This is a genomic window from Ruegeria sp. AB5, from assembly GCF_056542645.1.
The window spans coordinates 17,521-39,527 of sequence record NZ_JBQGAE010000010.1; the positions used below are offsets into that span (position 1 = coordinate 17,521).

Below are 22,007 nucleotides of genomic sequence, written 5' to 3' on the forward strand. Positions count from 1 at the left end.
CGAAATTCCATGACTGGTAAGATAATTTTACCAAATCGGAGGAAGAGACGATGTCAAACCAAAACCCGGTCTTTATTCCAGGCCCCACCAATATTCCTGACCGCCTGCGTCTGGCCATGCACGTTCAAACCCAGGACCACCGTGCGCCGGACTTTGTCGAGACCTTCGCACCGGTTCTGGAAGATACCAAGAAAGTATTTGCCACCACATCTGGCCAGATCATCACGTTTCCCGCCAGCGGAACCGGAGGTTGGGAAGCAGCCGTTACCAACACGCTCAGCCCTGGGGACACGGTTCTGGTAGCGCGTTATGGCATGTTCAGTCACCGCTGGATCGACCTGTGTCAGCGCCATGGTTTGGACGTTCGCATCATCGAATGCCCCTGGGGCAGCGGCGCACCTGCTGATCAATTTGCCGAAACTCTGGCGGCTGACACATCCCATCAGATCAAGGCCGTTCTGGTCACCCACAATGAAACAGCCACCGGAGTTCGCTCGGACATTGCAGCGGTTCGCAAGGCCATCGACTCTGGCAATCACCCCGCCATGCTGTTCGTGGATTGCGTCAGTTCTCTGGCATCGATGCCGTTCGAATTCGACGGCTGGGGCGTTGATATAGCGGTGTCCGGCTCGCAGAAGGGATTTATGCTGGCCACCGGCATGGCGATCCTGTGTGTCAGCCCAAAGGCGCTGGCTGCTATGGAAACGGCGAAATTGCCTCGCACCTTCTTCGACTTTCGCGACATGATGAATGCCAACGCGTCCGGTGGCTTCCCCTACACCCCGCCACTTCAGCTTATCTATGGCATGCGCGAGAGCCTGCAGATGCTGTTCGAGGAAGGTCTGGACAACGTCTATGCGCGCCACTTCCGTCTGGCGGAAGGTGTGCGCAAGGCCACCGAAGCATGGGGCCTGAAACTGGTGGCGCAGTCGCCCGACCTCTACTCGGACACGGTCAGCGCGATCTATGTGCCTGACGGCTTCGACAGCAATGCGCTGACCGATCATGCGTTCAGTACTTATGGTGTCAGCTTTGGCATCGGTCTGGGCGAAATGAACGGCAAAGCTTTCCGGATCGGGCATTTGGGCAGTCTGACGGACGTGATGGTTCTGTCTGGGCTGGCGACCATCGAAATGGCCATGGCTGACCTGGACTACCCGATCGAACTGGGCAGCGGTGTTGCGGCGGCGCAGGACTACTATCGGGCAGGCCACGCAAACCCCATGAAATCCGCAGCTTGAGGAGAGAGAGATGCTTGACTCAACAACCACGGCGGACCGCCTGACCCTCGCCGATATGCGCGAAGCGCACACGCGGATCAAACCTCATATCAACCGCACACCCGTGCTCCGCTCGAACTATCTGGACGAACTGACCGGTGCACAGCTGTTCTTCAAATGCGAGAATTTTCAAGAGGCCGGCGCCTTCAAGGTGCGCGGCGCTTGCAACGCGGTGTTCGGCCTCAGTGACGAGGCCGCGCAACGCGGGGTCTGCACGCATTCCTCGGGCAACCATGCGCTCAGCCTGTCTTATGCCGCCGGTCGGCGCGGCATCCCCTGCAACGTCGTGATGCCGCGCACCGCCCCGCAGGCCAAGAAGGATGCAGTGCGCCGCTATGGCGGGATCATCACCGAATGTGAGCCTTCGACAACCTCGCGCGAGGCGGTATTCACCGACGTGCAGGACCGCACGGGTGGTGAATTTGTGCACCCGTACAATGACCCGCGCGTGATCGCCGGACAAGCCACCTGCTCGGCAGAGCTGTTGGAACAGACCGACGGCTTGGATGCCGTGGTTGCGCCCATCGGCGGCGGCGGCATGATTTCGGGCACCTGTCTGACCCTGTCGAACCTTGCGCCCGAAGTGCAAATCTATGCCTCGGAGCCGGAACAGGCCGATGACGCCTATCGCAGCTTCAAGGCTGGTCACATCATCGCCGATGACGCGCCTGTCACCATCGCCGACGGGCTCAAGGTGCCCCTGAAGGAAAACACCTGGCACTTTGTGTCCAACTTCGTGAGCGACATCCACACCGCAAGCGAAGACGAGATCATCGCGGCGATGAAAACCACTTGGAAACATCTGCGCATCGTGATGGAGCCCAGCTGTGCGGTCCCACTGGCGACCATCCTGAAACATCCCGAAGCCTTCAGCGGCAAGCGCGTCGGCGTCATCATCACCGGCGGCAACGTGGATCTGGATAAACTGCCCTGGATTCAGGGCTGAGGAGGAAGAAAATGAACAAGCCTGTAAACATCGATCAGCTTGAAGTCGGGTTCGACATCCCTGCCGCCATCGACATGGATGAGGCCGACATCCAGACACCGTCGCTGGTGCTGGACCTCGACGCGCTTGAGCGCAACATCAAGAAGATGGGCGACTACGCCAAGGCCCATGGCATGCGCCACAGGGTGCATGGCAAGATGCACAAATCGGTCGACGTGGCCCGTCTGCAGGTTGAACTGGGTGGCGCATGTGGCGTCTGCTGTCAAAAGGTCTCGGAGGCCGAAGTGTTCGCCCGTGGCGGGATCAAGGATGTTCTGGTGTCAAATCAGGTCCGCGACCCGGCCAAGATTGACCGTCTGGCGCGGATGCCCAAGCTCGGCGCGCGCGCGATCTGCTGCGTCGACGACATCGACAACGTCGCCGACCTGTCCGAGGCGGCCGAGCGTCATAGCACGCAGATCGAATGTCTTGTCGAGATCGACTGCGGCGCAGGGCGCTGCGGTGTGACCACCACGCCCGAGGTGATCTCGATCGCCAAGGCCATCGACGCCGCGCCGGGGCTGAAATTTGCGGGTATCCAGGCCTATCAGGGCGCGATGCAGCACATGGACCTGTACGAAGATCGCAAAGCCAAGATCGACGTCGCCGTGGCACAAGTGAAAGACGCCGTGGACGGGTTGAAGGCCGAAGGACTGGAGTGCGACATCGTTGGCGGTGGCGGCACCGGTTCCTACTACTTCGAGAGCACTTCAGGCGTTTACAACGAACTGCAATGCGGCTCGTACGCCTTCATGGATGCCGACTATGGCCGCATTCTCGATCAGGATGGGAACCGCATCGACCGCGGAGAGTGGGAGAACGCCTTTTTCATCCTCACCAGCGTCATGAGCCACGCCAAGGCCGACAAGGCCATCGTCGACGCAGGCCTCAAGGCGCAGTCGGTAGACAGCGGCTTGCCGGTGATCTTCGGACGCACGGATGTGGAATACATCAAGTGCTCGGACGAGCACGGCGTCGTCGCCGACCCCGATGGCGTTTTGAAGGTCAATGACAAGCTACGCCTTGTCCCCGGCCACTGCGACCCAACCGCAAATGTACATGATTGGTACGTGGGCGTGCGGGCTGGCAAGGTCGAAACTCTTTGGCCCGTATCCGCTCGCGGCAAGGCGTATTAAGCCGAACCGCACCTGTGTCCGGGCGGCAGTTACCCCTTCCCCTGCCGCCCGGACCTGCCCCAAAAGCTGAGGAAAAGGTCATGAAAGATATGTCAGACAAACCCCTGTTGATCGTCGGAGAAGACCTCTGCCAGAAACTGGTCGGCCGCATCGAGGCGTTCGACGCGGTTCAGGACGTCTTTGCCGCCATGGCGCGGGGAGACGCCTATAACTTCCCCGTCATTCGCGAGGCCATCGGCTACGCCGATGCGCTTTATGGTTTCAAATCCGGCTTTGACCGCGCCGGTCAGGTGTTGGGTGTTAAATCCGGTGGGTACTGGCCCGGAAACATGGAAAAAGGGCTGACTAATCATCAGTCTACCGTTTTCCTGTTCGACCCCGACACCGGGCGGCTGTCAGCGCTTGTAGGCGGCAACTACCTGACCGCCGTGCGCACCGCTGCATCTTCGGCAGTGTCTATCGCACATCTGGCGCGCAGCGACGCCAAGGTGTTGGGCATGGTCGGCGCAGGCCACCAGTCCACCTTCCAACTGCGTGCCGCCGCCGAACAGCGCGATTTCGAAAAGGTCGTCGCCTGGAACCCTCATCCCGACATGTTGCCCCGCCTGGGCGAGGTTGCACACGAAGTCGGACTGGATTTCGAAGCGGTGACCCAAGAGGAACTTGGCGCACAAGCGGATGTCATCATCACGATCACCTCGGCTTTTGAACCGCTGCTGATGAAAGGCTGGATCAAGCCCGGCACCCACCTGGCCTGCATGGGCACGGACACCAAGGGCAAGCAAGAGGTCGATGCCGCTCTCGTCGCCCATGCCACCGTCTTTACAGATGAGGTTGCCCAATCCATCACCATCGGTGAGGCGCAACATGCAATCGCAGACGGGTCATTGACCGAAGGTCAGATCACGCCCATCGGCGCTGTTATCAATGGCGATCACCCGGGGCGTGGGTCGGACGACGAAATCACCCTTTTCGATGGCACCGGAGTGGGCCTGCAAGACCTTGCCGTCGCCTCGGTCGCCGCACAGCTGGCCAAAGAAAGCGGTCAGGCCGAACGGGCCTCTCTGTGATCATCCAAGACCGGAGCACACTATGTCCACCATCGCCATGCCCTCACCCGACCAGTCGGTTCTGGACCGCAAATCGGCCATCGTGTCGGCGCTGGAACAGGTGCTGCCGTCTGACAGCGTGATCAGCGACGCGCATGAAACCCGCGCCTATGAATGTGATGCGCTGACAGCCTATCGCTGTCCGCCATTGGCGGTCGTGCTGCCACGCACGACCGAGGAATGCGCCGCCGCTATGAAGACCTGCTATGACCTTGGCGTTGCCGTCGTCCCGCGCGGAGCAGGCACATCCTTGGCCGGGGGCTCTCTGCCCACTGCAGACAGCGTCATTCTGGGCACGGCGCGGCTGAAGGATGTACTGGACATCGACTATGACAACCGCTTCATCCGTGTACAGACAGGTGTGACGAACCTATCGGTGACGGGGCAAGTGGAGGATGACGGGTTTTTCTACGCTCCTGATCCTTCCTCCCAGTTGGCCTGCGCGATTGCCGGGAATATCGCAATGAACTCTGGCGGTGCGCATTGCCTGAAATACGGCGTGACCACCAACAATCTGCTGGGCGTCCGCATGGTGATGACAGATGGCGAGATTGTCGAGATCGGCGGCCCGGCGATGGATGCCCCCGGCCTTGATCTTTTGGGCCTGATCTGTGGATCGGAAGGCCAGCTTGGAATTGTGACCGAAGCCACCTTGCGCATCCTGCCCAAACCTGAAGGTGCACGCCCGATCCTGATCGGTTTTGACAGCGCTGAAACTGCGGGCGAATGCGTCGGCAACATCATCAAGGCAGGCGTTCTGCCTGTCGCCATCGAATACATGGACCGCCCCTGCATTCGTGTGGTCGAGAATTTCGCCAAGGCGGGCTATCCGATGTGCGAAGCTCTTTTGATCGTCGAAGTCGAAGGCTCGGAGGATGAGATTGACGACCAGCTGTCCAGGATCAGGGCCATAGCACAGCCGTTGAATCCGGTCGAATTGCGCACCAGCCAAAGCAGCGAGGAAAGCGCCCTGATCTGGAAGGGTCGGAAATCCGCCTTTGGTGCGATGGGCCAGATCAACGATTACATGTGCCTTGACGGCACCGTGCCGGTTTCGGCGCTGCCCGAGACACTGCAGCGGATCAGTGAGCTAAGCGAGATACACGGGCTGGAGGTCGCCAACGTCTTTCACGCAGGCGACGGCAACATGCACCCGCTGATCCTGTTCGATGCAAACAAACCCGGCGATCTTGAAAGGGCCGAGGCGTTTGGCTTCGACATCCTGCGCACCTGTGTCGATGTGGGGGGCTGCCTGACCGGCGAGCATGGCGTGGGCATCGAGAAACGGGATCTGATGACCTATCAGTTCAGCAACACCGACTTGGAAGCCCAGATGCAGGTCAAGGATGTGTTTGACCCTGAATGGCTGCTGAACCCGACAAAAGTATTCCCATTGGAGTTGAGCGCGGATCGGAGGAGCCGAGCCACCTGACGGGGTAAGGAACCGCTCTTTCACGACGAAGAGCAGGAGGAGGAAAGACATGACCGCTTGTGCAACGCCGACCAGCGAGTCGGCGCTCAGAGAAGCTGTGCTTGAAGCAAAGGCTTCCAACACGCGCCTGCGCATTGTTGCGGGTGGTACGCGCAGCCAGATCGGCAATCCCGGCACGGTTGCTCAGGCCCTCGATACTTCGGGCCTCGCCGGAATCACGCGGTACGAACCCGGCTCACTGACGCTGGAAGCCAAGGCTGGAACCCCGTTGCAAGAGATTGAGGCCGCATTGGCCGTCGAGGGGCAGATGCTGGCCTTTGAACCGATGGATCATCGGCCCCTGCTGGGCACCAGCGGCGAACCGACGATTGGTGGTGTCGTCGCATGCAACGTCTCGGGGCCGCGTCGGTTCATTGCCGGGGCATGCCGTGACTTTATTCTGGGTGTCCGCTATGTCGATGGACAGGGCCGTCTGATCGCAAATGGCGGTCGGGTGATGAAGAATGTCACCGGGCTGGACCTGACCAAACTGGCCTGCGGGGCCTATGGCACGTTGGGCGTTCTCTCGGAAATCGCGCTTAAGGTACTGCCGCGACCGGAACGTGCCGCAACACTGCAATTCACCGATGTCACCGAAGCAGAGGCTGTAGGTCTCTTCTGCCGCGCCACTACAACGCCGTATGAAGTTTCGGGTGCGGCCTGGCAAAATGGCACGGCGATGGTGCGGGTTGAAGGATTGTCGGCGCAGGTCGACTACCGGCTGTCCAAACTACGTGATTTGCTTGGCGGTGGATCGGTACTTGAAGGCGATCTCAACGGCACAATCTGGACCGGCATTCGAGATGTTCACGTGTTCTCGGGCACGCGCGATACGATTTGGAAACTCTCCCTGAAGCCGACAGATGCGCCACAGGTGATCGAAGCGGCGCGGCATAAGCTAGAGGCGCGCGCGGTTTTGGATCAAGGCGGTGCGCTGATCTGGCTGGCCGTACCGTCAGATGCGCCCGACCAAGCCGAGACGATCCGGGGTCTGATTCCTCAAGGCGCGGGTCATGCGACTCTGATCAGAGGCAGCACTGAACTGCGGCGGACGGTTCCAGTGTTTCACCCTCAGCACCCACGACTCCAGCAGATCTCGGATCAGTTGCGCGCGCAGTTCGATCCGGACGGCTTGCTGAATCCGAACCTGATGGCAGCCTGAGCGGGAGGGCGAGATGCAAACGAATTTCACCCCGGTCCAACTCGAAGACCGCGACACGAAGCGATCGAACGACATCCTGCGATCCTGCGTGCATTGCGGGTTCTGCACCGCCACCTGCCCAACCTTCCAGGTGCTGGGCGATGAGCTCGACAGTCCACGAGGGCGTATCTATCTGATCAAGGACATGCTGGAAAACGAGCGCGTGCCGGATGAGAAAACCGTCACGCATATCGATCGCTGCCTGTCTTGTCTGGCCTGTATGACCACCTGCCCGTCAGGTGTGCACTACATGCATCTGGTTGATCATGCCCGCGCCTATATCGAGCAGAATTACACGCGCAGTTGGGATGATCGATTTCTGCGCTGGATACTGGCGCGCATCCTGCCTTATCCGACACGGTTTCGTTTGGCTCTGCTGGGGGCCAAGATGGCCTATCCCTTCCGGAAATGGGTGCCAGACGCCCGCTTGCGCGCGATGCTGGACATGGCCCCCAAGGTCATTCCTCCGGTCAGCCGAAACGATGATCCACAGACCTTCCAGACAAGCGGCCCGCGCCGCAAGCGCGTCGCGCTGATGACCGGTTGCGCGCAGAAGGCCCTGAACACAGACATCAATGACGCCACAATCCGGCTTTTGACCCGGCATGGGTGTGACGTGGTGATTGCCGAGGGCGCGGGTTGCTGCGGGGCACTGACCCATCACATGGGCAAAACCGAAGAAAGCCACGCCACGGCTGCCAGAAACATCCGCGCCTGGGCAACCGAGATGGATGCGGGCGGGTTGGATGCCATTGTCATCAACACCAGTGGGTGCGGCACCACTTTGAAGGACTATGGTCACATGTTCGCCGGGACCGAGTTGGAAGATGACGCCATCCGCGTGGCCGCTATCACCAAGGACATATCCGAGGTGATGACCGATCTGGAGCTGAAAGAGCCTGACAAGGCCGACACCCTGCGTGTCGCCTATCACGCGGCCTGCTCTTTGCAGCACGGCCAGCAAATCAAGACCGCGCCCAAAACACTGTTGAAAACCGCGGGGTTCGAAGTGTCCGAGCCGCGCGACAGCCATCTGTGCTGTGGCTCGGCGGGAACATACAACCTGATGCAGCCTGAGATTTCCGCCGAGCTCAAGACCCGCAAGGTGCAAACACTTGAGGCGCAAAACCCGGACGTCATCGTGGCCGGAAACATCGGCTGCATGATGCAGATTGGATCGGCCACTGGCCTTCCCATCGTTCACACAGCTGAAATGCTGGATTGGGCCACAGGCGGGCCAAAGCCCCGCGCCCTGACCGACCCGACCCCCCGTGTTCAAACCGGCTTCAAACTGCCGGACACTCCGCCGCCGGTGATCGCAAAAACCGGCAGCTGAATACCACATGTCCAATAGGAGGAACCAGACATGAAGACCTTTGCAACCCTGACCGCCGCCATGGCTCTGGCCGCAGCGCCTGCGTTGGCCGCCGACAAAATCCTGCTGAAAACGCCTGTTGCGTTCTCGACCGAACTACCGGGACTTGGCACGCCCATTGTGCGCGTGTCCGAGGATCTGGACGCCATTTCCGGCGGGTCCATCAAAATGAGGGTCTATGAGCCCGGAAAACTGGTTCCGGCCTTCGAGATTTTGGATGCCGTGTCGACCGGCAAGATCAATTCGGGCTTTGCGACAGCCGGATACTGGGCGGGCAAGATCCCTGCGGCTCCCCTGTTCTCGGCGGTTCCCTTTGGTCCGGAGGCGGGCGAATACATGGCCTGGATGTACTATGGCGACGGGCTGGACCTGTATCAGGAAATGTATGATCAGGCCGGCTACAACGTTAAAGTCTTCCCCTGCACGATCATCGCCCCCGAAACCTCGGGATGGTTCGCTGAAGAGATCACCTCGGTCGAGCAACTGGACGGTTTGAAGATGCGGTTCTTCGGCCTCGGCGGCAAAGTCATGCAGAAACTGGGTGTCGCCACGTCGCTGCTGCCGGGTGGTGAGATTTTCCCGGCACTGGAAAAAGGCGCGATCGACGCAACCGAGTTCTCGATGCCTGCCATCGATCAACGACTGGGTTTCGACAAGCTGGTCAAGTACAACTACTTCCCCGGCTGGCACCAGCAGGCCACGATCTTTGAGTTGCTGATCAACAAGGACGAGTGGAACGAGCTGAACCCGCAGTTGCAGGCGCAGATCGAACTGACATGCCGCGCGCAGATGACCGAGAGTTTTGCCGAAGGCGAAGCGATCCAGTTCGCTGCCATGCAACGCAATGTCGAGGAAAACGGCGTGACCATCGTCGACTGGACTCCGGAAATGCTGGATATCTTCCGCACGACCTGGGAAGAGGTCGCCGCTGAAGAAGCCGCAAATGACGCGTTCTTCAACAAGGTTTATTCGAACCTGACCGAGTTCAGCGATGGCTATGCGCTTTGGAAAACGCACGCGTTCCTGCCCCGGCAGTAATCGACATGTGGGGTCCGGGCGATACTGCCCGGATCCCTCTATTGCCCCGTAGATAGGGGCCCCAGCTCCGGGGGGGAATAAGATGGTGAGCGAGAGTTTCGAAAACAAACTGAACAAACATGTCGACCCGCATTGGGACGAAGTGGAGGGTGACGATCGCCGCCGCCCGAAACTGTCGGCCCGGTTGGACGATATCGTTTCCGGCGTTGGTCACGTTGTCATGTGGGCCAATGTTGCACTGGTTCTCGCCATCGTGTCGCAGGTCAGCATGCGGTACGCCCTGGACTGGAACTTTCCGAAGCTGGATGAGCTGCAGTGGCATCTTTACGCTCTGACGACCATGATCGGGATGTCTTATGCGTTGACGCATGATGCACATGTGCGCGTCGACATTCTGCGTCTCGGCTTCTCGTCCCGCGCGAAACGCGTGGTGGAGATGTCGGGCATCGTGATCCTGCTGTTGCCGTTTTGCTGGCTGATGATCGATCAGGGCTATGACTACTTCCATGACAGTTACCGGGTGAACGAACGTTCGGACAGCCCGACCGGTCTGCCCGCGCGTTGGGCGTTGAAGTCCGTGATTGCAATCAGCTTTGTACTGGTGGCAACGGGTGCCATAGCGCGGCTGATCCACGACGGATACATGCTGCTGACCAACGCAGATGACCGCTCCGCAACCTCTGGACTGGTCAAGCTTTTCATGATGTGGGCGATGTTTTTGACCGTCACCATCGGGTTGATCCAACTGGTCGATACTCCGGAAGACACGCTGGTCATCATCATGTTCATGACCTTTGTCGCACTGTTGTTCTCGGGCTTTCCGGTGGCCTGGGTGCTGGCGGGCGTCGGCGTTCTGTTTACCGGCGTGGCCTATATGGGCGACAACGATATGCTGCTGTGGACGGGGATGGAGTCCACGTTTACCGGACTGGACTATCTGACGTTGGGCGCGGTGGTGAACCGTGTCTATGCGACCATGTCAAACGCGGTTCTGGTGGCCCTTCCGATGTTTATCTTCATGGGGCTGATGCTGGATGAATCCGGTGTGGCCCAGCGCCTGATGATCTCTATGCAGCGCCTGTTTGGCACGATGCGCGGTGGTCTTGCCATTACCGTGACGGCAATTGGGATCATCCTGGCCGCGTCAACCGGTATCGTCGGGGCGTCCGTCGTTCTGCTGGGCCTGCTGTCGATGCCGGCGATGATGAAGCAGAACTATTCCAAGACACTGGCTGCGGGGGTCATCGCCTCTTCGGGAACGCTGGGCATCCTGATCCCACCATCCATCATGCTGGTGATCATGGCCGACCAGATGGCGTTGTCGGTTGGCGATCTGTTCATGGCCGCCTTGTTCCCAGGGCTGATCATCGGCGGTCTGTACATCCTGTACATCGTGATCATCGCGACAGTGAACCGGGACGTTGCGCCGTTGCCTGAAGGCGCGAAACGGGTCGATTGGGCTGCAATCTGGGACGTGTTCAAAGCGGTCCTGCCACCAGTCGGTCTGATCTTTGCCGTGCTTGGTTCGATCTTTGCAGGGATCGCAACACCAACCGAAGCATCCGGCGTTGGCGCGGCTGGGGCCACCTTGATGGCGCTGGCCTATGGCAAGCTCAACTGGCGCAACCTGTTCGAAGTGACGCGGAACACGTTCAAGACCACGGCCTATATCTTTGCGATCTTCCTGGGGGCCACCTGCTTTGCTTTCGTCCTGCGTGAGCTGGGAGGAGATGAGCTGATCACCAAGACCATTCAAGGCATGGGCCTGAGCGAGATGGGCACCATCCTGTTCATCCTGCTGATCGTGTTCCTGCTGGGTTTTGTTCTGGACTGGATCGAAATCACGCTGATCATCCTGCCGTTGGTCGCACCCATCATCGTGGCGATGCAGATGACAGTTCCAGGCTATGGGCTAGATAACCCCGAGCTGATCTGGTTCGTCATTCTGGTGGCTGTGACACTGCAAACCAGCTTCCTGTCCCCTCCGGTTGGCTTCTCGCTGTTTTACCTGAAAGGTGTTTGCCCGCCGGAAATCCGGTTGCAGGATATCTACAAGGGTGTTGTACCGTTCATCCTGTTGCAACTGACCGGATTGGCATTGGTGATCCTGTTCCCGCAGATCGCGACCTGGTTGCCGTCCGTCGCCTACTGATGGGTTCTGGCGGCACGTGTTCAGAGTGCCGCCAGAACAAACGCTCGTCGTCATTCAAGCCTGATTGGCGATAGAAAACGAACGAAGCCTCGCACACAGATTTCAAATAGCATCAAAGCGTCTTGCCCTATGGCAAAACAGAGGTTTTGGGGCGCTCTGGACTGTGATCTTCAGATGCCTCGGATTGACCGTAGCCCTGCCCGTTCATTTTTTCGATCACGATGGCCATTTCGCTGTCTGACAGAACTGGAGGCTCACCCAAAGCCAAGGCATTTATGTAAATTCGCGCAAGGGTCTCGACCTCGGTGGCAAGCCACAAAGCCGCAGCCAGGTTTTCACCGATTGCGATTTGGCCATGTTGTCCCAGAAGGCAGGCGCGCCGCCCGTCAAGTGCCCCAAGCGCCTCATCCGAAAGCGCCTGCGTTCCAAAGGTGGCATAGCCCGCACATTTTATGTCAGTGCCCCCGGCTACAGCGGTCATGTAGTGAAAACTTGGAATAGATTTGTGATGACAGGCCAGCGCTGTCGCATGGACCGAGTGGCAATGAACCACAGCGTTGGCATCGCTTCGCGCCATCAGGATATCTCGGTGAAAGCGCCACTCGGATGATGGCCGCGGACCAATATAGGTGCCGTCGAAGTCCATGAAAACGATGTCTTCCGGTGTCATCGTGTCATAGGACATCCCGGACGGCGTGATCAGAAGACCATCCCCCGAACGCACAGACACGTTGCCCGACGTCCCCTGATTTATGCCGCTTGCGTTCATGGCGCGGCAGGTTTCAATCAGCGCGGTGCGCGTCTCCAGGTTTTCCATCTCAGAACTCCCTGCGATCTTGGTGTGCCACGTCATCAAGGCAAATCGCACAACCTTTCTAGTGCCACTAAGACCGGGCGACCAGTCGTGTCATGAATTGATCTAACATGTTTTGCACGCACCACCAGTCCCATGCATGCAGCTGCAGAGACAGTCGCTTTTTGCGACAAACCCCTGCAGCCATTTGGGAATATGGACGGTGGATTTTCCAGAACAGTCCTGCTGATGCGTCTATTCCAAACCCAGCGCCATCCCTTCTCCATCGAAGAAATGCAGCTTGTCAGCCGGGAAATGCAAGCCGATCCTGGTTCCTGGCTTGAGGTCGGTATCTCCGTTTAGTCGAACAGTTACTTTGTCTTCCGCTCCACAATCGATGATCAGGAATGTGTCTGCACCAAGGTACTCGATCACCTCGACAAGACCGTCACATTGACCTTCGCCGGCTGCAACCACTTCTATGTGTTCGGGCCGAATACCAAGCTTGTCTGCAACACCGGACAAGGGAAACTCACCACCCCCGCCATGCTCCAGAGTGTAGCGCCCAGCCTGTGTAGAACACGGCAGAATATTCATCTTGGGGCTGCCGATAAACTGCGCGACGAACAGGTTTGCCGGTCGTTCGTAGAGTGCGCGCGGCGTGCCGACCTGAGCGATCTTGCCGTATTCCAGAACCACGATCCGATCCGCCAGTGTCATGGCTTCGACCTGATCATGGGTTACATAGATCATCGTCCGCTTGAGGTTCTGGTGGAGCTTCGCGATCTCGTACCGCATCTCGACCCGCAGTGCTGCATCAAGGTTCGACAGGGGCTCATCAAACAGAAACGCCGTGGGATCCCGGACGATCGAGCGCCCGATGGCCACACGCTGCCTTTGTCCACCCGACAGATCCTTTGGACGGCGTTCCAGAAACGGGTCAAGCTTCAGAACTTCGGCGGCTTTTCCGACCTGTTCTGCAATCTCGGCCTTGGGCACCCCGGCCACCTTGAGCGAAAAGCCCATGTTCTCGCCCACTGTCAGGTGCGGATACAACGCATAGGATTGGAACACCATGGTCAGCCCGCGCTTTGACGGCGGATGATCTGTCACGTCATTGCCGTTTATCAGCAAGGCCCCGCGCGAGATATCTTCCAACCCGCCAATCATACGCAACAACGTAGACTTGCCGCAGCCCGAGGGGCCAACGAAGACAACGAACTCACCTTCTTCGATTTTGAGGTCAACGCCCTTGATAACCTGCGCAGACCCAAACCATTTCTCAACAGCGTTGAGTTCAATACTACCCATCAGACCCTCCCTGCCCAGTGTAGCCAGACAGCGGCAGTCCAGGTGAAGGCTTTGCCGCCCGCAGGACTGCCGGTCATCGGATCGAAATACTCGGCAAATCCGTAGCTTGTAATCAGATCAGCCGTTTTGCGACGCAATTGATCTGCTTCATGTGAATGGCCCATATCTTCCAGACCAAATCCGATCATCATATTCATGATCGCCCAGGTTGGTCCCCGCCAGTATCGGCGCGCATCAAAACCCGGCATGCCGGGATCATAGCTGGGGATTGGATGGGGCACGTTGGCCAAAACCTTTTGGACACGCTCCAGCATGCGATCCGATTCAACACCGGCATACCAGCACATATACGATGCGTTCGACACGGTGCTGGACCATTCGCCCGTATGGGCGTCCCGCGAGTCGAAGCTTCCCAGATCATCGTTCCACAACGATTTCGCCCCTGCATTCAGGCGGGAAATGTCCGCCTCCAGCCCTTCTGCCTCAAGGCCAAGCGCGGTGCTGATCGCCAACAGGTCTCTGGCTGCGCGCAGGGTTGTAAAGGTCATGGTCGGGTCAGCCACGCGGAAGGGGTTCGCGGTCAGCAGGACTTGCTGATCCCAACTCGCATCGCGCCCGATCTGGACCAGTTTGATATAGCGGTCGTAATCGAACTTTGTCGGCCGGTCCTCGCTGTTCACATGGGTCGTATCGCGGCGCTGGTAATCTCCTACATCCGAGGCATCAACGCGCAACATCGTCTGATCCCAGTCTGGCGCATTGTCGCGACCCGCTTCCCATGGATGCGTCGTGCAAACGGCATCGTGATCGTCAAGGCGCCATTTCATGATCCAGCGATGCCAGGCGAGCAATCCAGGAAACAAATTCCGCATACGTGCATCACCCGCCTCGGGATCCTTTTCCCAGATCTTGCACGCCATGGTCGCGGCAATCGGCGGCTGCATAATGCCCGAAGACGGGATCGGACCGTTGCAGCCCCATATTTCGGGACCGGGGAAGTAGCCGTCATCCTGTTGATGAAACAGGATGTGAGGCACCATACCGTCTTTCCATTGTCCCGAGAGCAGGGTCTCGATCTCAGTCCAGGCGCGGTCGATATCGAACTCGGCAAATCCAAGTGCTGCAATCGCGCTGTCCCAGTTCCACTGATAGGGATACAGACCCTCGGTCGGGATCGTATAACCTCCGCGATCATTGGCGATCAGAATATTACGCGCCTCGCGGTCGGGGTTCGTATGTTGGTTCATCTGTGTCATCCTTTGACGGACCCTGCGGTCAGTCCCTTGGTCATGAAACGTTCAAGCCCCAGAAACAGCGCCATGATCGGAACGGTGGCTATCACCGCACCGGCCATCAGGTGCTGACGGGGAATTTCCGATGAGTTCAGCATGGTCACCCCTCGGGTCAGGGTGAATTTCGACGGATCGTCCAGCAACATGAAGGCCAACAGGAATTCATTCCAGGCGATCATGAAGACATAGAGCGACACCGATGCCAGCGCCGGCAGGCTGAGCGGCAGCGTGATCTTCCAGATCACCGCCAGACGTGAGAGGCCATCCATCAGACCTGCCTCTTCCACCTCGGACGGCAGACCTCGGAAGTATCCTTGCAGCATGTAAAGCGCGACCGGGATCGTGGTGACCGGGTAGATCATCACGATCCCAAGGATCGAGTTGCGCAGGCCGGTCAGCGAGAACGCGATGTAGATTGGCAGCGCCAGAACGATCATCGGCACCATGTAGATCAGCAGGATCGAGCGCGAGAACGCCTTTTGTCCTTTGAACCGGAACCGCGCAACCGCATAGGCGCCTGGAATGCTGAAAGCCAGCGTGATGAAAACGGTCAGCACCGAGACATAAAAGGACGTCCACAGGTAGGTTCCGAAATTGAAGTCGCGAAACAGTTCAGTGTAGCTGCGGAACAGGTTCCAGCCTTGGCTCAGGTCGACCGAGAAATCCAGCGGGTTCTGCAGCAAGGCTTGCTGCGATTTCAGGCTGGTCATGACCATCACGTAGAAGGGGATGATGACAATCGCGGTGAAGAAGATATAGCCGAACCCGGTGCAGAACCGGATCACCGCCTCTTCGTATTCATGGCGGGTCAATTCCGCAAAAGGCAGGTCCTTGAGGATTTCGGCCAGCGAAACATGCATCACGATGGTCACCGAGATTGCGGTAATCAAAACCGCCTGCAATGTGGTGTCCGACCCAATCAGAACCGGACCGAAGCCCGTCAGGCAGGACAAGCCCAGCAGCGCGGCCATGCCCAGCCGAACCGGGGCATGGCGGGCCGGAAAACGGGCGTAGACAAGCCCGGCCAAACCGCCCCAGATCAGTCCCAGCAGGACTTGCGGACGGAATGCCGATCCGGTGGCGAAGGACATGGTGATCGCGATAGTCGTGGCGATGACGACCATCCACAGCGCCCCTAGAACCGGAGCAGTGATGTACCCTTTGCGCATCACAAACCCTCCTCACGGCTGATGAAACGGAAAAAGAGGAAGCTGAAAGCGATCAGACACATCAGGATCACCACGGCTACAGCCGCCCCTGCCCCGATGTTGGATACCGCAAAGGCCTGTTCGTAGACGTTCACAGTCAGCGTGCGGGTACCCGCATTGCCGCCCGTCAGCAGGAAGATGTCGTCAAACTTGTTGAACGTCCAGATGAAGCGCAACAGGAACAGCACCGACAGGATACCCAGCAATTGCGGGATACTCAGCAACCAGAACTTCTGGAACGGTGATGCGCCATCCATATCTGCCGCCTCGTACATGCTGGAGTCGATGGATTGCATCCGTGCGAGTATGAACAGGAAAGACAGCGGGAAATAGCGCCAGATCTCGAACACCGTGACCATAATCAGCGCCAAAGGCCTTTCACCGAAAAAGTTTATCGGGTCACTGCTTAGCCCCATCTGGACCAGCAACGCATTGGCCGAGCCCGAGAACGGGTCGAACAGCGTGACCCAGGTGAAGGCAACGGCAATCACCGGAGCGACATAAGGGAACAAATAAAGGCCGCGAATAACGCCTTGCCCCCTGAAGCTTTTGTTCAGCAGCAAGGCGGCAAACAGCCCCATGACCAAGGCGCCGATCGTGCCGAAGACAGTGTAAAACAACGTGATCCAGAGCACCCCCCAGAATTCGTCCCCATCAAAGACACGGGCGAAGTTCACGAGACTGAACTCGAAATTGGTAAGGATACTTGACCCGCTGCCTGTAACACGCGGCTCGGAGGCTTCGACTACGTCCTCGAACGCGTCAATGTCGCCGTCAACCGTGACAGGAATGCGGATACGCTCGCGCTGACCGCCTTCCAATATGCCAAAATCGCAGAACAGCTCTTGGCCGTTCAGCACACATGGCGGGGTGATTTCACCGGTTACAACACCGTCGGGCAGCACATCGCTGAAGGTCACGCCTTCAATGGCGATCTCCTGGCTGGAGTTGCGCAGCCGGTATTCGATCCGCAGATCGTCACCCGATCCACGCAGGCTTTCTCGGACAACCGGCGCCGGTGGACGCAGGTCAGACAGGGTGAAGGGCTTGAAACTGATCCAAAAGATCGCCAGCAGCGGCAGGATCACAACAAGCGACACACTGATGATTGTCGGAGCCAGCAGCGTCCAGGCCAGACGCGCCTCGCGTTTGGCTAACGCCCCGGTTCCGGTCGGTGGGGTGGCCGAAGTCATGGGATACCTCGAAGGATTGGGTGCAGCGGCACGCATGCCGCTGCAGGTGCCACACAGAGGTGGCGTTACTGAACCTTGGCGAGTTCTTCGTTCATCGCCGCAACCGCAGATGCGGCGTCAATTTCGTCGTCGATATACTGACGGACCACGCGGTTGATGGCTTGCGAGTTGATCATTTTCGACGCCAGCGCCAACTGACCGTCTGCCACACCCCAGCGCTGCGCCACATCCAGGCCGCCAACAATCTCGTCAATCATCGCCTGTTCGTACAACTCACCCAGCGGCGCTTTGCGATCGACACCTACGGGCAACTCTGCCCAAGCCTCAGAAAAAGCGGACGGGTTATCGGCATTGCCGCGACGGACCGGGAATTTGCCTTCGGGTGCGATTGCCAGTGTCTGGGTATAGCCCTGATCCATTGCGTATTTCACGAACTCCATTGCCGCATCGGTATCTGCGTCATTGGTGATGCCAAAGTATCGAACGTCACCCCAGGCCGCGCCTTCTGGGTTCGATGGACCCGACAGCTTGGTTACGATCCCGGTTTTGCTGGCCAGATCGCGCGAAGTGGGATCATCATTGATGGTCGGCGGGGCGCTGTCGCGCAGACCGGCCAATTCATCAAGAATGAACGGCGACCAGATGATCATTGCGGCCTTACCGTCAAAATACAGTTCGCGCGATTGCTTCCAGAAAAGCTCACCCGGAGGCGATGCCTTGGAGATTGCTTTGTAGAAATCCAGAACTTCGGTGGTCTTGGCTTCGTCCAGCGGCTGGAACCCATCGGGGCCGACCGGGCTGACGCCGTTGGCAAGAAAAACATGCTCCAGCACCTGGCTCATGAAATTCTCGTCGACTTTGGTCGCAGAGACAAAGCCATACATTTCTGGCGGGTTGTGCAGTGCTTCCAGCGCGGCCTCAATGTCCTCAAAGCTATCGGGGGCTTGCAGACCGGCCTCTTCGAACAGATCCTTGCGGTAGACAACCATCTGGGTCCAGCCATCTACCGGGACCGAGGCTGTTTCGTCATTGAAAGCTGCCATCGCCAATGCACCTGGGGCAAAGGTGTCTGCCCCCAGTTCCTCGATCACTTCCGTGGCGGCTTCGGTGTCCAGAATACCGGCTTCGGCCCAGGGCAAAGCATATTGCAATGTGTGATAGACGACGTCCGGCAAATCCCCGGCGGCAAATGCAGCTGTAGCCCGGGTCCCCAGATCACTTTCGGTGACCGGGATCACTTCGACCGTGGTCCCGGTTTCGGCTTTGAACTGGTCGGCCATTTCCTGCTGCTTGGCCAGTCGCTCGGGCTGTTCTTCGGTGGTCCAGAACCGGATCGTATCCGCCTGGGCCGACAACGCCGTCAACGCCAATGCCAGCGATGTCCCCAGCATGAGCCGTGACGCCTTGGGTGTAAGTTTCATTTTTGGGCTCCTCCCCGATTGTGTTCACTATGGTGTTCCAATTTGAAGCGCCAAATCCTGTGGCGTTCTTAATCGTGGACCGTCCGAACCGCCTTCGATAAGGCGAGCTTCGGCCAGTTCACGCAAACCTGTCCGGTCTTCGCTTCTGATCTGTTGGATAAGCAATGTCGCCAATCTGCGACCAGCTCGGCGCGAGTCCACGGCAAAGGTTGTCAAAGCGGGGCGGACATACTGGCATTCGGGTATTCCGTCATACCCGATGACGGACACGTCCCGTCCAATTTCCAAACCCATATCCTGCGCCACGGAATAAAACCCAAGCGCGGCCAGATCGGTTGCGAAAACGATCGCGGTGGGTGGATGTTCAAGGTGCATGAGGGCCGAGGCTTGTGCAGCTCCTTCATTGCGCGTTCGGGCGCCATCACGGATCAGATCGGAGTCGACCGGCAGGCCGACACTGTCGAGGCCCTCAAGATACCCGTCTCTGCGCAGGTGGCTGTAGTTGAACTTCAAATCGCTGCCGACGTAGCCGATCCGGGAATGTCCAAATTCGGCCAACCGTTGCACCGCCTTGCGCATCGCGGTTTCACCGGAGATATCGAACCAAGAGGTATCGTCGGGCACGCTTGCGTCGCCATAACCGGTGCGCCCGTAGAGAATATGGGGGACCCCCAATTTGCGCAGCAAGTCTACGCGGGCATCTCTTACCAAGGTACGCGGCAGGATAAATCCATCGGCCTTGCGTTCTTCATACAGACGGTTGAGGACATTCAATATGTCCCGGTCCGAAATTGCGGTCGATATCGTCATGGTCCAATCAGAGGCACTGGCTGCTTCGCACGCCCCGGCAAGGAAATCCTGAAGAAACGGATTGTGACCGTCAGGTTCTTCGCTGTTCAGAACCAGAGCAATGGCGCGTACCTTCCCAGTACGGATCGCTTGCGCATGGCTGAGCGGCCGATATCCCATCTTGCGCGCGGTCACTTCGACCCGCTTTCTCGTGGACTCAGAAATGTCTGGATATCCGTTTAACGCGCGAGAAACGGTGCTTTTCGAAAGGCCGAGATGTTGCGCCAATTCATCCAACTTGACCCGGCCTGGCGCTGGGTGAGTATGGACTGTGGTTCCGCGTGTTTGATCTTTGGGAATCGACATCATTTGTCCATTAAGTTGTTCCGAAACCGGTTTCGGCAACAAGAAAATGTCTCTGACGTGCCTGGGGCGAGACCTTGTGTGAACAAGATGGCCGGACTTTGGTCAACATGCTTGTCGAGAAAACTGAGTTTGCGGATGTGATTGTCTCGAACAAAGCGGACGGTACGGGCCCCAAACGCAACGAAGCAGCACGTATAGTTTTTCCCAGCCTGAATGCCGGCGTGCGCGTCATTGAAACCTACAACTGCGATGTTACCGCCGAGGCGATCCTGGATACCGGCCTTTTCGACCTTGAACAGGCGCATGAGCACCCGATGCGGGTAAAATAGCTTTGTGGTTTCGTCGACCATGTGCCAGAAACCGAAGCATACGGCGTTGCCAGCACTATCTAGCGCGCACGACAACCGTTTAAGCGTGAGAAAATATTGAAGGTCTCGAATGACGAATTGCCAAGTGCGATCCGTACAAAAGGGCATTTCTAGCTGAAAATTCGCCCCAATTGGGTGGCCGAGTTCTCCTTGGCCGGTGCCTTGTCTTCCATCATTTCCCTAGACACAGAATCCCCAGCCAATAGGTGACGAGAGCTGCGAATGCGATTGGTGACGAACGGACCATCGGGCTTCAAATACAGCGTAGCGACACGCTGCTAGTCCGTTAGCCTGCCAAACAGGATCGCGATCCGGTTGGGACGGTGTTTCACGCCAAGGGTCGAAAACCTATGGGACGTGAGCCTAGGGCGGTAGCGCCGTCAAAAGTGTGTCTTTGTCACACTCGTGAATGGCAGGCACCACCCTTGATGTCGGGCCCCTGAATACCCAACACAGTTGGCGAAAAGAATTCGGTTTCAATGAAAGGCCTTGTCATGTTCACATTCACTTAGCTCTACAATGCCAATGAAAGGATTGAACGTGCAGGATCACGGGTACGCGTCAGGACGGCTGAATTTGCCGTTCGTTGGAATCTCAACGTTCGGCAAATCCCCCTATATCGAAAACTGGGACAATATCGATGCCGATGTTTGCGTACTCGGTGCGCCATTCGACTTTGGAACGCAGTGGCGCGCGGGGGCGCGGTTTGGCCCCCGGGCCGTGCGCGACGCTTCGACCTTGTTCAGTTTCGGGCACGCAGGTGCTTATGACCATGAAGATGACGCAACATATCTTGATAGCTCGGTCCGGATCGTAGATTTGGGAGACGCGGATATCGTCCATACAAAGACCGAGGCGAGCCACGACAACATTGCTTACGGCGTTCGCAAGATTTTGGCCGCTGACGCGTTGCCTCTGGTGATCGGCGGCGATCATTCCATAAACATTCCATGCATTTCAGCATTCGAAGAAGACTGCGCAAAGAACGGCCCCATCCATGTGGTTCAAATCGATGCGCATCTGGACTTTGTTGACGAACGTCATGGGGTCACCAATGGTCATGGCAATCCCATGCGACGCGCAATCGAAAAGGATTATGTCTCCGGGATGACGCAGTTGGGCATTCGGAACGTATCCTCAACTGCAAGGGAGGGGTACGAGGATGCGCGAGCCCGCGGATCGGACATTCTGTCTGTGCGTCAGGTTCGGAAACTGGGAACAGAAGCTGTTCTCGAACGTATTCCGGCAGGATCGCGCTATTACGTCACAATCGATATCGACGCTTTCTGCCCCTCGATCGCGGCAGGAACCGGAACCCCCAGTCACGGAGGGTTCCAATACTATGACGTTCTGGAAATTCTTCAGGGTCTCGCCCAGCGGGGCAACGTCGTAGGCGTGGATCTTGTCGAGGTGGCCCCTGCTTACGACCCGACCGAAAGCACGCAGATACTGGCAGCGCAGCTTCTGTTGAATTTCCTCGGGTTTATTTTTCACCAACGCGCGCAACGGGCCTGAAAGA

Annotated in this window: 18 protein-coding genes; 11 read left to right on the forward strand and 7 right to left on the reverse strand. The window is 58.1% G+C overall.

Features of this window, described 5'->3' with window-relative positions; genetic code table 11:
* Positions 1-50 precede the first annotated feature (50 nt).
* The 9 genes from bhcA (at position 51) to ACR0L4_RS16245 (ending at position 11,747) form a co-directional block, all read left to right on the forward strand.
* Positions 51-1,241: an L-aspartate--glyoxylate aminotransferase BhcA gene (gene bhcA, locus ACR0L4_RS16205; protein ID WP_170754189.1), complete on the forward strand. Its 1,191-nt coding sequence runs from the start codon at positions 51-53 to the stop codon at positions 1,239-1,241.
* Positions 1,242-1,251: 10 nt separating this feature from the next.
* A complete protein-coding gene (gene bhcB / locus ACR0L4_RS16210; protein WP_480514189.1) occupies positions 1,252-2,226 on the forward strand; it encodes a beta-hydroxyaspartate dehydratase BhcB in 975 nt (324 codons plus the stop codon).
* Positions 2,227-2,237: 11 nt separating this feature from the next.
* On the forward strand, positions 2,238-3,401 hold the full coding sequence (bhcC, locus tag ACR0L4_RS16215; protein ID WP_480514190.1) for a 3-hydroxy-D-aspartate aldolase BhcC: 1,164 nt from the start codon (positions 2,238-2,240) through the stop codon (positions 3,399-3,401).
* An 80-nt stretch (positions 3,402-3,481) separates the two neighbouring features.
* A complete protein-coding gene (gene bhcD / locus ACR0L4_RS16220) occupies positions 3,482-4,471 on the forward strand; it encodes an iminosuccinate reductase BhcD (protein ID WP_170754195.1) in 990 nt (329 codons plus the stop codon).
* A 31-nt stretch (positions 4,472-4,502) separates the two neighbouring features.
* Positions 4,503-5,942 carry an FAD-linked oxidase C-terminal domain-containing protein gene (locus ACR0L4_RS16225; protein WP_480514262.1) on the forward strand — a complete coding sequence of 480 codons (1,440 nt, stop codon included), beginning with the start codon at positions 4,503-4,505 and terminating at the stop codon, positions 5,940-5,942.
* A gap of 49 nt (positions 5,943-5,991) precedes the next feature.
* On the forward strand, positions 5,992-7,143 hold the full coding sequence (gene glcE, locus ACR0L4_RS16230; protein WP_480514191.1) for a glycolate oxidase subunit GlcE: 1,152 nt from the start codon (positions 5,992-5,994) through the stop codon (positions 7,141-7,143).
* 13 nt (positions 7,144-7,156) lie between these two features.
* Positions 7,157-8,518, forward strand: a complete 1,362-nt coding sequence (gene glcF, locus ACR0L4_RS16235) for a glycolate oxidase subunit GlcF (protein WP_480514192.1) — start codon at positions 7,157-7,159, stop codon at positions 8,516-8,518.
* Between the two features lie 30 nt (positions 8,519-8,548).
* Positions 8,549-9,595 carry a TRAP transporter substrate-binding protein gene (locus tag ACR0L4_RS16240; protein ID WP_170754200.1) on the forward strand — a complete coding sequence of 349 codons (1,047 nt, stop codon included), beginning with the start codon at positions 8,549-8,551 and terminating at the stop codon, positions 9,593-9,595.
* Positions 9,596-9,677: 82 nt separating this feature from the next.
* Positions 9,678-11,747: a TRAP transporter large permease subunit gene (locus tag ACR0L4_RS16245; protein ID WP_480514193.1), complete on the forward strand. Its 2,070-nt coding sequence runs from the start codon at positions 9,678-9,680 to the stop codon at positions 11,745-11,747.
* A 127-nt stretch (positions 11,748-11,874) separates the two neighbouring features.
* Here ACR0L4_RS16245 and ACR0L4_RS16250 read toward each other — a convergent pair whose 3' ends face one another.
* The 7 genes from ACR0L4_RS16250 to ACR0L4_RS16280 form a co-directional block, all read right to left on the reverse strand.
* Positions 11,875-12,564: a class II aldolase/adducin family protein gene (locus ACR0L4_RS16250; protein ID WP_480514194.1), complete on the reverse strand. Its 690-nt coding sequence runs from the start codon at positions 12,562-12,564 to the stop codon at positions 11,875-11,877.
* A 231-nt stretch (positions 12,565-12,795) separates the two neighbouring features.
* Entirely contained in the window at positions 12,796-13,851 is a 1,056-nt protein-coding gene (locus ACR0L4_RS16255) for an ABC transporter ATP-binding protein (RefSeq protein ID WP_480514195.1), read from the reverse strand.
* Positions 13,851-15,098, reverse strand: a complete 1,248-nt coding sequence (locus ACR0L4_RS16260; RefSeq protein WP_480514196.1) for an MGH1-like glycoside hydrolase domain-containing protein — start codon at positions 15,096-15,098, stop codon at positions 13,851-13,853. Before ACR0L4_RS16260 ends, ACR0L4_RS16255 begins: the two co-directional genes overlap by 1 nt.
* Before the next feature lie 5 nt (positions 15,099-15,103).
* On the reverse strand, positions 15,104-16,312 hold the full coding sequence (locus ACR0L4_RS16265) for a carbohydrate ABC transporter permease (protein WP_170754208.1): 1,209 nt from the start codon (positions 16,310-16,312) through the stop codon (positions 15,104-15,106).
* Positions 16,312-17,544 (reverse strand): carbohydrate ABC transporter permease, encoded by a 1,233-nt coding sequence (locus ACR0L4_RS16270; RefSeq protein ID WP_480514197.1) that lies wholly within the window; start codon positions 17,542-17,544, stop codon positions 16,312-16,314. Before ACR0L4_RS16270 ends, ACR0L4_RS16265 begins: the two co-directional genes overlap by 1 nt.
* A gap of 65 nt (positions 17,545-17,609) precedes the next feature.
* Entirely contained in the window at positions 17,610-18,965 is a 1,356-nt protein-coding gene (locus ACR0L4_RS16275) for an ABC transporter substrate-binding protein (protein ID WP_480514198.1), read from the reverse strand.
* A gap of 27 nt (positions 18,966-18,992) precedes the next feature.
* Positions 18,993-20,123, reverse strand: coding sequence for a LacI family DNA-binding transcriptional regulator (locus tag ACR0L4_RS16280; RefSeq protein WP_480514199.1), 1,131 nt, complete (start codon positions 20,121-20,123; stop codon positions 18,993-18,995).
* A 104-nt stretch (positions 20,124-20,227) separates the two neighbouring features.
* Here ACR0L4_RS16280 and ACR0L4_RS16285 point away from each other — a divergent pair, with 104 nt between their 5' ends.
* Positions 20,228-20,449: a hypothetical protein gene (locus ACR0L4_RS16285; RefSeq protein WP_480514200.1), complete on the forward strand. Its 222-nt coding sequence runs from the start codon at positions 20,228-20,230 to the stop codon at positions 20,447-20,449.
* Between the two features lie 579 nt (positions 20,450-21,028).
* The gene (gene speB, locus ACR0L4_RS16290) at positions 21,029-22,003 is read left to right on the forward strand and encodes an agmatinase (RefSeq protein ID WP_170754258.1); all 975 of its coding nucleotides are present in this window, start codon (positions 21,029-21,031) and stop codon (positions 22,001-22,003) included.
* Positions 22,004-22,007: the final 4 nt, after the last annotated feature.

Excerpts from the sequence above, each read along its gene's own strand:
- glcF (WP_480514192.1), top strand. The coding sequence starts at position 7,157 with ATGCAAACGAATTTCACCCCGGTCCAACTCGAAGACCGCGACACGAAG.
- bhcB (WP_480514189.1), top strand. The coding sequence starts at position 1,252 with ATGCTTGACTCAACAACCACGGCGGACCGCCTGACCCTCGCCGATATG.
- bhcC (WP_480514190.1), top strand. The coding sequence starts at position 2,238 with ATGAACAAGCCTGTAAACATCGATCAGCTTGAAGTCGGGTTCGACATC.
- glcE (WP_480514191.1), top strand. The coding sequence starts at position 5,992 with ATGACCGCTTGTGCAACGCCGACCAGCGAGTCGGCGCTCAGAGAAGCT.
- ACR0L4_RS16280 (WP_480514199.1), bottom strand. The coding sequence starts at position 20,123 with ATGATGTCGATTCCCAAAGATCAAACACGCGGAACCACAGTCCATACT.
- ACR0L4_RS16260 (WP_480514196.1), bottom strand. The coding sequence starts at position 15,098 with ATGAACCAACATACGAACCCCGACCGCGAGGCGCGTAATATTCTGATC.
- ACR0L4_RS16265 (WP_170754208.1), bottom strand. The coding sequence starts at position 16,312 with ATGCGCAAAGGGTACATCACTGCTCCGGTTCTAGGGGCGCTGTGGATG.
- bhcA (WP_170754189.1), top strand. The coding sequence starts at position 51 with ATGTCAAACCAAAACCCGGTCTTTATTCCAGGCCCCACCAATATTCCT.
- ACR0L4_RS16245 (WP_480514193.1), top strand. The coding sequence starts at position 9,678 with ATGGTGAGCGAGAGTTTCGAAAACAAACTGAACAAACATGTCGACCCG.
- bhcD (WP_170754195.1), top strand. The coding sequence starts at position 3,482 with ATGAAAGATATGTCAGACAAACCCCTGTTGATCGTCGGAGAAGACCTC.
- ACR0L4_RS16255 (WP_480514195.1), bottom strand. The coding sequence starts at position 13,851 with ATGGGTAGTATTGAACTCAACGCTGTTGAGAAATGGTTTGGGTCTGCG.
- ACR0L4_RS16285 (WP_480514200.1), top strand. The coding sequence starts at position 20,228 with ATGCTTGTCGAGAAAACTGAGTTTGCGGATGTGATTGTCTCGAACAAA.
- ACR0L4_RS16240 (WP_170754200.1), top strand. The coding sequence starts at position 8,549 with ATGAAGACCTTTGCAACCCTGACCGCCGCCATGGCTCTGGCCGCAGCG.
- ACR0L4_RS16250 (WP_480514194.1), bottom strand. The coding sequence starts at position 12,564 with ATGGAAAACCTGGAGACGCGCACCGCGCTGATTGAAACCTGCCGCGCC.
- ACR0L4_RS16275 (WP_480514198.1), bottom strand. The coding sequence starts at position 18,965 with ATGAAACTTACACCCAAGGCGTCACGGCTCATGCTGGGGACATCGCTG.
- ACR0L4_RS16270 (WP_480514197.1), bottom strand. The coding sequence starts at position 17,544 with ATGACTTCGGCCACCCCACCGACCGGAACCGGGGCGTTAGCCAAACGC.